At 56.8% G+C, this 6,610-nt stretch carries 8 protein-coding genes; 3 read left to right on the forward strand and 5 right to left on the reverse strand.

Annotation, left to right across the window (positions count from 1 at the left end):
- The first annotated feature begins 14 nt into the window (after positions 1-14).
- The 3 genes from Q1Y74_RS12965 to Q1Y74_RS12975 are packed head-to-tail and all read left to right on the forward strand — an operon-like array spanning position 15 to position 2,826.
- Positions 15-1,850 (forward strand): ABC transporter ATP-binding protein, encoded by a 1,836-nt coding sequence (locus tag Q1Y74_RS12965; RefSeq protein ID WP_300814722.1) that lies wholly within the window; start codon positions 15-17, stop codon positions 1,848-1,850.
- A gap of 43 nt (positions 1,851-1,893) precedes the next feature.
- Complete coding sequence (rhuM, locus tag Q1Y74_RS12970) at positions 1,894-2,328, forward strand: RhuM family protein (protein ID WP_366914113.1); 435 nt, start codon at positions 1,894-1,896, stop codon at positions 2,326-2,328.
- A 48-nt stretch (positions 2,329-2,376) separates the two neighbouring features.
- Positions 2,377-2,826 carry a DUF6078 family protein gene (locus Q1Y74_RS12975; RefSeq protein WP_300814723.1) on the forward strand — a complete coding sequence of 150 codons (450 nt, stop codon included), beginning with the start codon at positions 2,377-2,379 and terminating at the stop codon, positions 2,824-2,826.
- Positions 2,827-3,061: 235 nt separating this feature from the next.
- Here the strand turns inward: Q1Y74_RS12975 and Q1Y74_RS12980 are convergent, their stop codons facing one another.
- The 5 genes from Q1Y74_RS12980 to Q1Y74_RS13000 all read right to left on the reverse strand — a co-directional run bounded on the left by Q1Y74_RS12980 (position 3,062) and on the right by Q1Y74_RS13000 (position 6,389).
- A complete protein-coding gene (locus tag Q1Y74_RS12980) occupies positions 3,062-3,709 on the reverse strand; it encodes a ribonuclease H family protein (protein ID WP_300814724.1) in 648 nt (215 codons plus the stop codon).
- A 15-nt stretch (positions 3,710-3,724) separates the two neighbouring features.
- Positions 3,725-4,591, reverse strand: a complete 867-nt coding sequence (locus Q1Y74_RS12985) for an outer membrane beta-barrel protein (protein ID WP_300814725.1) — start codon at positions 4,589-4,591, stop codon at positions 3,725-3,727.
- Between the two features lie 210 nt (positions 4,592-4,801).
- Positions 4,802-5,119, reverse strand: coding sequence for a DUF3784 domain-containing protein (locus Q1Y74_RS12990; RefSeq protein WP_300814726.1), 318 nt, complete (start codon positions 5,117-5,119; stop codon positions 4,802-4,804).
- A gap of 12 nt (positions 5,120-5,131) precedes the next feature.
- Positions 5,132-5,791, reverse strand: a complete 660-nt coding sequence (locus Q1Y74_RS12995; RefSeq protein WP_300814727.1) for a hypothetical protein — start codon at positions 5,789-5,791, stop codon at positions 5,132-5,134.
- 16 nt (positions 5,792-5,807) lie between these two features.
- Complete coding sequence (locus Q1Y74_RS13000; protein WP_022163397.1) at positions 5,808-6,389, reverse strand: DUF3109 family protein; 582 nt, start codon at positions 6,387-6,389, stop codon at positions 5,808-5,810.
- Positions 6,390-6,610 lie beyond the last annotated feature (221 nt).

A 6,610-nucleotide genomic window follows, 5' to 3' on the forward strand; every position in this document is an offset into this window, starting at 1 on the left:
CTTAATCACAAGCAATGAAGGAATTCATACAGTTGATGAGGCGTTTCGTGTCGCCTTACAAGAAGTACATCGGTTGGGCAGTCCTGCTCAACATCCTGTCAGCCGTGTTCAACGTCTTCTCGTTCACCATCCTGATTCCCATCCTGAACATCCTCTTCAAGACGGGAGCCAACGACCGGGTGTACCACTTCATGGAGTGGGGCAGCGGAAGCCTGAAGGACGTGGCCACGAACAACTTCTACTACTACGTCACCCGCATGATTGATGTCTACGGCCCTGTGATGACACTGCTCTTCATGGGCCTCTTCCTGGCCTTTATGACCCTGCTCAAGACGTCCTGCTACTTCGCCTCGTCGGCCGTGATGATACCCCTGCGCACGGGCGTGGTGCGCGACATCCGCGTGATGGTCTACTCCAAGGTGATGCGCCTGCCCCTGGGCTTCTTCTCCGAAGAGCGCAAGGGCGACATCATTGCCCGCATGAGCGGCGACGTGGGCGAGATAGAAAACTCCATCACCAGCTCGCTGGACCTGCTGATGAAGAACCCCATCCTGATTATCCTTTACTTCACCACCCTGATTGTCACCAGCTGGGAGCTGACGCTCTTCACCGTCCTCGTGCTGCCCGGCATGGGCTGGCTCATGGGCAAGGTGGGCAAGAAGCTGAAGCGCCAGTCGCTCGACGCCCAGGCCAAGTGGAGCAACACCATGTCGCAGCTGGAAGAGACCCTGGGCGGACTGCGCATCATCAAGGCCTTCATTGCCGAGGACAAGATGATACGCCGCTTCACCAAGTGCAGCGACGAGGTGCGCGACGCCAACAACAAGGTGGCCACCCGTCAGGCGCTGGCACATCCCATGAGCGAGTTCCTCGGCACGTTGCTCATCGTCCTCGTCCTCTGGTTCGGCGGTATGCTCATCCTTCGCGACGGTTCCACCATCGAGGCACCCACGTTCATCTTCTACATGGTCATCCTCTACAGCATCATCAACCCCCTGAAGGAATTCGCCAAGGCCGGCTACAACATCCCCAAGGGACTGGCCTCCATGGAGCGCGTGGACAAGATACTGAAGGCCGAGAACCCCATCAAGGAACCGGCTCATCCGAAACCACTGACCGGTCTGCACGACAAGATTGAGTTCCGCGACATCTCCTTCAGCTACGGCACCCGCGAGGTACTCCACCACGTCAACCTCACCGTGCCCCGCGGCAAGACCATCGCCCTCGTGGGACAGTCCGGCTCGGGCAAGTCCACGCTGGTCGACCTCCTGCCCCGCTACCACGACGTGCAGTCCGGCGCCATCACCATAGACGGCACCAACATCAAGGACGTCCGCATAGCCGACCTGCGCGGACTCATCGGCAACGTCAACCAGGAGGCCATCCTCTTCAACGACTCCTTCTTCAACAACATCGCCTTCGGCGTGGAGAACGCCACGATGGAGCAGGTCATCGAAGCGGCCAAGATTGCCAATGCCCACGACTTCATCATGGAGACCGAGCACGGCTACGACACCAACATAGGCGACCGCGGCGGCAAGCTCTCCGGCGGACAGCGCCAGCGCGTCAGCATCGCCCGTGCCATCCTGAAGAACCCGCCCATCCTCATCCTCGACGAGGCCACCTCGGCCCTCGACACCGAGAGCGAGCGCCTGGTGCAGGAGGCCCTGGAGCGCCTGATGAAGACGCGCACCACCATCGCCATTGCCCACCGTCTGTCCACCATCAAGAACGCCGACGAAATCTGCGTCCTCTACGAGGGACAAATCGTGGAACGCGGCACTCACGACGAGCTCCTGGCCAAGAACGGCTACTACAAGCGCCTGAACGACATGCAGTCGCTGGGCTGACACAGGCAGCCGTCCTTGAAGTGATGAATGGAGGAAGCAGACCATGGAACCGAACGACAAGATAGTAATCTACCGGACCGCCGACGGACAGACTGCCATCGACGTGAAGCTGGAGAACGAGACGGTGTGGCTTTCGCAGAGCCAGATGGCAGAACTGTTCCAGACGGACAGGACATCCGTCTTGCGCCATATAGGCAATATCTATAAAACTGGAGAGTTGGACGAGCAGTCAACTTGTGCATTTTTTGCACAGGTTCGTCAAGAAGGGAAAAGAACCGTTACCCGTAAGATTCCCTATTACAATCTGGACATGATAATTTCCGTCGGCTACAGGGTCAACTCCATGCGCGGCACCCAGTTCCGTATATGGGCCAACCGCATCCTGAAAGACTACCTCGTAAAGGGCTATGCCGTCGACCACGCCCTGGCCGAGCAGCGCTACGCCGAGCTGGTGAACCTCATCAACAAGAACAATTAGCCGATTCCCCTGCGGGCGGCAAACCTAACTGACCTAAAACAAATGCCTATGATACCCGATTTCGACTACACCCTGCTCCCCGACACCTATACCCTCTGTCTGCACGACGCCTGTCCCCGCGCCCAGGAGTGCCTGCGTCGTGCCATAGCCGAGGGCGTGCCCGCCGACCGTACCTGCATCCGCATCCTCTCCCCCGCCGCCGCCCGGCAGATGGCAGCCGAGGGATGCACGTATTTCAGCCCCATCCGGAAGGTGCGCTACGCACGGGGCCTCAAGAACGTGCTGAAGCAGTTGGAGCAGCTGCCCTACGACCGGGCTGTCGCCGCCAAGCAGGCCATCAAAGGCAACTTCGCCACACGCACCTACTACCGCGTCCGCAACGGACAACGCCCCGTCTTCCCCGACGAACAGGCTGATATAGAGCACGTATTCAGGGCCTTCGGACTGGAAGAAGACCCGGTCTACGATGACTTCATCTACTGTTACGACCTCCGTTAGCCGTCCCGCGCCACCCGCCTATCTCCCCCTCAGCCACCCGCCTTTCCAATGCTTTGTGAAATCCGCATGACAACGGCCGTGACATGCGGGAGTCATGGGTTGTGACACGCGGGAGTCACAGGCAATGACACGCGGGAGTCACAGGCAATGACATACGGGAGTCACAAGCTGTCACTCCCGTATGTCACTGCCGGCCACTTCCCGGAGTCTGCAGCAAAGAGAATAAGAGATGGGATTACTTCCGTCCGAAGTCCGCCGGAATCTCGCCCCACTGGTCGGTCTCCCACTTCCGTATCGGGGTGGTGTACGTGTTTTCGCGCAGCCATTTCTCGGCACGCTCTATCAGTTGGAAGAGGGCTTCGGTGCGGGGCTCGCGGGGCAGCTTGGTCTTGCATTGCTTCTGCCGCACCCAGGCGATGGCGTTGCGGCTGTCGCTGTAGATGGGCATGTCCAGCCCCTTCTGCTTCAGCAGGGCAAGGCCGTGGACCAGGGCGAGGAACTCGCCGATGTTGTTCGTGCCGTAGACGGGGCCGTAGTGGAACACCTGCTGGCGCGAGGGGAGGTGTACGCCGCGGTACTCCATCTGCCCGGGGTTGCCGCTGCAGGCGGCGTCGACGGCGAGGGCCTGCGTATCTCCGGCCTCTCCCCCCTGCCCCCCTCCCCCGTAGGGAGGGGGAAGCGTGCGGTTCCCCCCCCTCTCCTTGGGAGAGGGGGCTTGGGGGGTGAGGCCGCAGTTCATGGCCTCTTCCGCCTCCTCCTTGCTCTCGAAGGACTTGTATCGGGCACCCTTATACCCTTTAATTTGCAGCTGGCAGTCTGTCCAGTTGTCGTAGATGCCGGGCGTGACGCCTGCCCATACCACGTAGTATTTCTGTTTCTTCATAAGTTGTATGGAGAATTAGAAGTAGTAGCCCACGGAGATGTCAAACGAGCAGTTGTTGAGGTCTATCTCGTGCGGCGAGTCGGTGGAGTAGAAGGGGATGGCGCTCCATTGGATGCCTCCGCCGATATAGACGTGTCTGAGGACATAGGCCAGGCCGAGTGCCAGTCCGGCATCCACTTTCTTGTAGAAGGCCTTGTCGGCGCCGGCAGGCTTCTTGAAAAGGTCTCCTTCCTGGCCGTCGACTTTGTACTTGCCGCTGATGCCGAAGCCCACGTAGGGTCCCACACGGAGCAGGGTTCTGAAGCTGTTGGCATTCCATATCTTGAAGTCTACCAACAAGGGAACGGTCAGGTAGGTGGGGGTGACATCCGTGTTGACAGTCTTCCCTGATTCGTATGTCCGCCACGTGGCGTATTGCTGGCTGATGTTGACGGACGGGGTCAGCGAAATCAGGCGCGAGAGGGCGAAGCTGACTCCTACGCCGCCCTGAAACCCTATTTTTCCGCTGCCTTTGATGCTGTTGTCGTCGGTGCTGGTGGGCATTGGAGAACACATGCCGGCGGTGACGAAGGGGGTGACGACGCGCTCCTCCTTGCGCAGCTTCACGAGTATTTCACCCTCGTCCGGTATGCGGGCCGTCCGCCACTCCATGCCGATGGTGTGTACCGTGAGTTTCTTTGCGTCATCGGGGACGCCGGTCAGCACGAAGCGCCCGTCCATGTCGGTCACTGCTGTAATGTCCGTTCCTTTCACCGTGATTTCGGCTCCCACTATCGGCTGTCCGTCCTTTTGGGCGATGACCGTTCCTTTTACATCTTTGGCCGGCACCGTCTGTGGAATGCAAAGCACGGCTGCGGCCAGTAAAGTAAACCATTTTTTCATGTCGTTTGTCTTTAAAGGTTATACAATGTAATACAAAATTACGGAAATACTTTGGAATAACCCGTCTGTTCCCAATGGAATTACGCAATTGGAATTAGAAAATTGAAAGTTAACAGCTTCCATAAAAGTATAGATTGGATACCGTTTTCCCCTGTTTACCGACGTTTGTGCAGGGCTGTTTGCCGGGGAACGGCTTGTTGTTCAGGAGGCTTACCGGCCGCGGTCGTAACGCTGGGCGCCTATCAGAATATAGAATACCCCCACCATGGGCACCCCCAACGTGCTGGCCAATACGGCCGCATGCACGTCTTTGCCGCACCACACCAGCAGATAATGGACAAGGAGCACCAGCAGCCCGATGGCACAAAATGCCCGGCACATGAAAGCCGCCAGCCCTTTGGCATCGACTTTCTGCTGCCGCTCGGGCGACATCGTGTTATATCCCGCTATCAGTTTGGGGTATTTGCGAACAAGCAATCCCAGAACCACGAACAGAACGGCGAAAAGCCAAACAATCAAACTATCCATCACTTTTATACATTAACTATACATATTAATATCTACCACCCAACAATCGTCTACATACATTGTCGTGCCCGCATAGCTATGTATCTCAAACACAAAATAATGAGCAATGGCAGGCACCTGTATCGTATAATCAAACAACTGCCATTCGCCGTACTCCAACGGGAAAGAAGATAAGCCGTAACCGCCTCCCCTTATGACGCCCCATGTAGCATCATCGTAAAATGTTGCCAGTACATCGTTTGGAATATTACTAGAACCATTCTCACGGAAATAACAGTACATACGCGGCTTGGTTCCTGTGCAGGCCTCTTCTATATAATAGTGAAAACGAATACGGAGCGTATGCCCGGGAGAAACTTTGACTTTCTGACTGATACTTGCCGTGATGCCCGTCTTGGGTGAAGACATACGAACGGATGAAGTTCCTTCATACACAATCTTAGTCTCCTGGCTGATGCTGCCATAATGCTCTTTCAAGGACCATCCCGATAGGTAGTCTTTCTTTCCGACAGCCAGGTTTCTTCCAATCCATTCTTCACAAGCACCATTCTTCAACAAATTCATAATCGGAACCAATTCCGATTCCTCTTCCGGGCAACCCTTATCCTGCTCACACGAAACCATGAACAGGCAGAAGACCAACAGAAACAAACTCCAACAACGCTCCATCATTTCCTTGTTCTACCAGTTACAGCATCCCCTGCTTCTCCAGCTCCTCCGCCGCAATCTCCAGTTCCTTGTACCAGTCTTCGCCGAACTTGCGGATGAGCGGCTCGCGCAGGAACTTGTAGACCGGCACGTTCTCCTTGCGGCCCAGGAGGACAGCCGCCTTGCAGACGTCCCAGCGGTGGTAGTTCACCGCCTTGTAGGGACCGTAATCGCCTACGCGGATGGGGTACAGATGGCAGGAGACGGGCTTGTAGAAGTCGGTCTTACCGGCGCGGAACGCCTTCTCGATGGCGCAGTAGCAACAGCCGCGCTCGTCGTAGCAGGTGAAGACACAATCCTTGTTGTTGACGATGGAGGTTACCAGGTCGCCCTCGCAATCGGTATAGACCACGCCCTGACGGTCGATGACGGCACGCGCCTCGGGGCTCAGCTCGTCCCAGATGACGGGAAGCACCTCTTCCAGCTTTTCCACTTCGTCCAGCTCAACGGGCGCTCCCGCATCGCCTTCAATACAACACTGCCCTTTGCAGGCATCCAGATCGCAAAGAAACTTCTCGCGAAACACATCGAAACTTACTACTACATCGCCTATCTGTACCATAACAATTGCATTTAAAAAAAGGCGCGGACTACGCGAAGCCTTGCGTCAATCCCCCGCATCGGGGCCTCCGCATTTCCGCGTAATCCGCGCCGAATATAATCAGTCAGCCTTCCTGTACTGCATTACTTAATCAGGTCCTTGCCCGTCATCTCAGCCGGCTGGGCCATGCCGAGGATGTGGAGGATGGACGGAGCCACGTCGGCCAGCACACCGTTCTCTAC

Origin of the sequence: uncultured Bacteroides sp., from assembly GCF_949298305.1 — a bacterium.
Taxonomy (GTDB): Bacteria; Bacteroidota; Bacteroidia; order Bacteroidales; family Bacteroidaceae; genus Bacteroides.